The following is a 492-nucleotide window of genomic DNA, read 5'->3' as shown; positions in this document are numbered from 1 at the left end:
CCGGGCGTCGGCCCGACCGGGCAGGCCTTCGTCGACGGCCTGCACTCGCGCATCGGCGCGCAGTCGTTCGACGTCTACCCGGTCAACTACCCCGCAAGCAACGAATGGGCCACCGGCCTCGACGGCATCCGCGACGCGGGCACCCACGTCGTGAACATGGCCCACGACTGCCCGAACACCAAGATGGTGCTCGGCGGCTACTCGCAGGGCGCCGCGGTGATGGGCTTCGTCACCTCCGCCGCCGTGCCCGACGGGGTCGACCCCGCCACCGTGCCCAAGCCGCTGGACCCCGACATCGCCAGCCACGTCTCCTCGGTCGTGCTCTTCGGGACGCCCAACGTCCGGGCAATGAACTTCCTCGGCGAACCGCCCGTCGTCATCGGCCCGATCTTCCAGCCCAAGACCATCAAGGTCTGCGCCACCGAGGACCCGGTCTGCTCCGACGGCCTCAACTTCGCCGCCCACGACACCTACGTCACCGACAACCAATTC

1 protein-coding gene is annotated in these 492 nt (G+C 69.3%); it reads left to right on the top strand.

Annotated elements, in window-relative coordinates:
• On the top strand, positions 1-492 hold a 492-nt coding region (locus SKC42_RS27460), incomplete at both ends, for a cutinase family protein (protein ID WP_330967372.1).

The organism is Mycobacterium sp. 050134 (genome assembly GCF_036409085.1).
Lineage (GTDB): Bacteria > Actinomycetota > Actinomycetes > Mycobacteriales > Mycobacteriaceae > Mycobacterium.
Note: the sequence above shows the minus strand (reverse complement) of the source record. Positions and strands in the feature narration are given on the sequence as shown.